At 44.1% G+C, this 3,796-nt stretch carries 3 protein-coding genes and 1 pseudogene; 2 read left to right on the plus strand and 2 right to left on the minus strand.

Annotation, left to right across the window (positions count from 1 at the left end; translation table 11 throughout):
• The first annotated feature begins 512 nt into the window (after positions 1-512).
• Entirely contained in the window at positions 513-1,496 is a 984-nt protein-coding gene (locus tag KP22_RS20920; protein WP_039309228.1) for an IS110 family RNA-guided transposase, read from the plus strand.
• A gap of 97 nt (positions 1,497-1,593) precedes the next feature.
• Positions 1,594-2,623 (plus strand): annotated as a pseudogene (locus KP22_RS20925) (IS630 family transposase).
• A gap of 13 nt (positions 2,624-2,636) precedes the next feature.
• Here the strand turns inward: KP22_RS20925 and KP22_RS20930 are convergent.
• On the minus strand, positions 2,637-3,179 hold the full coding sequence (locus KP22_RS20930) for a hypothetical protein (RefSeq protein WP_039309230.1): 543 nt from the start codon (positions 3,177-3,179) through the stop codon (positions 2,637-2,639).
• A 7-nt stretch (positions 3,180-3,186) separates the two neighbouring features.
• Positions 3,187-3,570 (minus strand): AHH domain-containing protein, encoded by a 384-nt coding sequence (locus KP22_RS20935; RefSeq protein WP_039309232.1) that lies wholly within the window; start codon positions 3,568-3,570, stop codon positions 3,187-3,189.
• Positions 3,571-3,796: the final 226 nt, after the last annotated feature.

The raw sequence follows: 3,796 nt of genomic DNA on the forward strand, positions 1-3,796 counted from the left end.
CGGCGATGTGGTCGCCGTCCCACAGGTAGCGGATATCGTCCTGTGTCTGCTCACAGCGTTTGCCGGTACGTCGCCCGAACGGGTCGTAACGGTAAAACCAGCGTTCGCCCATCGGGGTGTCGACAACTCGGAGCTGGTTACGGTTGTCCCAGCGGTAGGTAAATAGTAGAGCGGGCGAATTAGAGAAGCGCAACCCATCGTTTAGCGTGAATAACTTAAGATCATCCAGTGGATTACACCTTCAGATAATACGCCCTACAGCCTAAATAGCTTCGCCAAATGGTAGATCACTTGAAGGGAACTTGTATCCTTTCTGACGTGGTGATTAGCTATCACCACATGAAACAGAGTGAGCTTCATAGAGGGAACATCAAAGATAAACTTTGTGGCTGAGTTAAAGCCCTCTGTTTCACCTTTCACGCCAGCATAAACATTGAACGGTTACCAAGAGCATCGACTCTGCATTTACAAGTGAAACGGGCGTGATGGTTACGGTGAAAGGAGAATCTATCATGTTCTACGTCGGTATTGATGTCAGTAAGCGCTCAGTCGATGTCTGCCTTCTGGCTGAGGGCACCAAAGGCAAACGCAAGACTAAAACTTTAGCAAATGGTAAGGATTCGGCACAGATCCTGATTAAATGGTTAGCACTGCATCAGTGTGATCTCAACCAGACTCACGTTATTGTGGAGGCCACGGGGATTTATCATGAATATCTCGCCTGCGGCCTTCATCAGATGGGGATCCTGGTTTCGGTGGTAAATCCCTGCCGCAGCCGTGAATTTGCCAAAGCGATGGGGATTTTCACTAAAACGGATGCCGTAGATGCATATGTTCTAGCGTCTTATGGTTGTTTAAAACAACCAGATGCTTGGTTTCCTCCAACGGAGGAGATTAGGAAACTCAGGGCGTTACTGCAACACAGGGATAGTTTGTTGAACGATAAACTACGGATAGATAATCGATTGGGTACGTTAAAATCAACTGAGGCAATTAAAGAGGTCTTGGACTCACTTTTGTCAATTAATCAGAATTTGAAAGATGAAATTGCCAGAGCAGAACGTCTGATATCCAACCATATAGCTCAGCACAATCTATTAAAAAACGACCTAACACTTCTCATGTCGATTGACGGAATAGGGAAACAAATTGGCTGGAATATGTTAGCACTATTACGAGGAAATGATTTTAAGAGTGCGGAACAGGTGGCTGCCTACCTGGGAGTCGCTCCGGTCGAGCGTCGCTCTGGGACCTCTGTTCATGGACGAACCAGAATGTCGAAAATAGGGCCATCGAGTGTCAGAGCAAAGCTGTATATGGGAGCATTAACCGCTATCAGAAAAAATAACCATGTGAAAGCTCTTTACGAACGCCTGTTAGCGAAAGGAAAAATGAAAATGTCGGCATTAGGTGCAGCAATGAGGAAACTGGTGCACTTGTGTTATGGCGTACTGCATACGCAGCAACCCTATGAAAGAAACTATCAGGTGAAATAATCAATAAAAGCTCTTGACCGGATAAGACGGTTACTCAGTCCGAGTTGAGCGATCTGATCAATCGCCAAACATCACAAATCACCAACCGGACTGAGCGATGCCGATCATAGCAGCAATCCCTGATGAAGAACGACGACTAATGCGTAAAGAAGCCCAACAAACACGTGATAAAAACTATTCCAGACGACTCATCGCCATATTGATGTTACATAAGGGAATGACCGTCACCGATGTTGCCAGACTGCTCTGTGCGGCTCGCTCATCCGTTGGAAGATGGATAAATTGGTTTACTTTACAGGGTGTTGAAGGTCTAAAGAGCCTCAAGCCCGGACGAGCACCACGCTGGCCGGTCGCAGATATCCTGCATACTCTACCGCTTCTGGTTCAGCGTTCTCCTCAGGATTTTGGCTGGCTGCGCTCCCGCTGGAGCACGGAGTTGTTGGCTCTTATCGTTAATCGGCTTTTTAATGCAGAGCTTCATCCTGCCACGTTGCACCGCTACCTGAGACGAGCGGGTATTGTCTGGCGCAGAGCCGCGCCAACACTGAAAATCAAAGACCCGCATTATGAGGAAAAGCGACTCTCCATCGAACAGGCGGTCGTCCGGAAGCAGCCGACTCATCCGGTATTTTATCAGGATGAAGTGGATATCGACCTGAACCCGAAAATCGGCGCGGATTGGATGCTCAAAGGGCAACAGAAATGTATTACTACGCCGGGACATAACCAAAAGTATTATCTGGCAGGGGCACTGCATTCGGATACGGGACGAGTTCATTACGTCGGCGGCAGTAAAAAGTGTTCTGATTTATTTATCAATCTGTTAGAGACATTACGGCGGACATATCGGCGAGCGAAAACCATTACGCTGGTCGTTGATAACTACATCATTCATAAAAGCCGCAAGGTGGCTGGAAAAAAATACGAAGTTCCGGTTGCTGTTCCTGCCCACGTATTCGCCGTGGCTGAATCCAATCGAGTTGCTGTGGTTGTCGTTACACGAGACCATAACGCGTAACCATCAGTGCCGGTATATGTGGCAGTTACTGGAACAGGTAAAGCGATTTATGAATGCCGCTTCGCCGTTCCCCGGTAATCAGCATGGTCTGGATAAAGTGGAGCGGTAATATGCGAAGCTATTTAGCCTGATACCCCAACTTTTTTAAAGAAGCATCCATCAATACCTACCTCCTCAAGATATTTTGAAAATCTCTCAGTGAAGAAGTAGTTAAGGTTGTAGAGCGAATCTCTAAATACAAGTTCATCATCGTGTATTTTTAAAAATTCATATCTATTGTTATCTTCCATTTCTTCATAAGCATCCCATGACTCAGCATCAATTGATTTTTTTACATTAAGAACGTTCATAAAAAAAAACTTTCTATTATTAGAGGTTTTTATAGGCAAAAATTCAGTTTTCCCAAATAAAAAATCTTCAATTTTATCTTTTACTTCCTCACTTATGAGAAGCAATCTTGCATGATAATGCGATATGTTAAAATCTTCTCTTCTTTCTTTCTCTTTCTTCGTTTTTCCTTGAAATATATCAAAATTATATAATTCCCACTCATCAACTAATGAACGCCCATCATATGAATTGATATTTGTAATAATTTCACTTCCTTCAGTGGGAAGGTAATATTTAAATCTATCGATATCTGCTTCTAGCGTGTAAATGTTCATTGTTACCTCAATATTTAAAAGTCCCTGAAACAAGTGAATCTCTAATGCTGGATAGTGCAGAATTCACATTTTCTGTAAGTTTACTCAGATCACCACCCGCACGCATTTCTGCTCTTTGCATAATCCTGGTAATCTCTTGATAATATTTATCGGTATGAATAACTCGATGATAAGCACCAGGCTGTGGAGATATTTTCTTGATATGCTTTAAAAATACGCCGTTTACAGCATCATCAATTTTGATTCCAGCCTTGTCTAAAATGCTTCTTGCTATATCAGCCCGCCTATCTGCGCCAGCTACTATATGATGTGCTGCAGATCCCCAATATTTATGCCACCCAATTTTCATATAGCCAGAGTTTTGAGCTAAGAGCTTATTTGCTGCTTTCATATTACTTGCTAGTATTCGAGCGCAACCAGCCAACCCAAACGGATCAACCCAGCACATGGGATTCTGAACGTAACCGTAATTACTTTCTCCCCCCAGCACCCCTATCGGGTCATCGGGACGATCCTGATGCAGTCGTACTTTTTATTGCACTTAAATTATTGATGCGACGATCTTTTTAAGTCGCACTTTTCGCCAGCTTAACACCGTGTTAACTCGAACACCCCGA

Source organism: Pectobacterium betavasculorum (assembly GCF_000749845.1).
In the GTDB taxonomy this organism is placed as follows: Bacteria; Pseudomonadota; Gammaproteobacteria; order Enterobacterales; family Enterobacteriaceae; genus Pectobacterium; species Pectobacterium betavasculorum.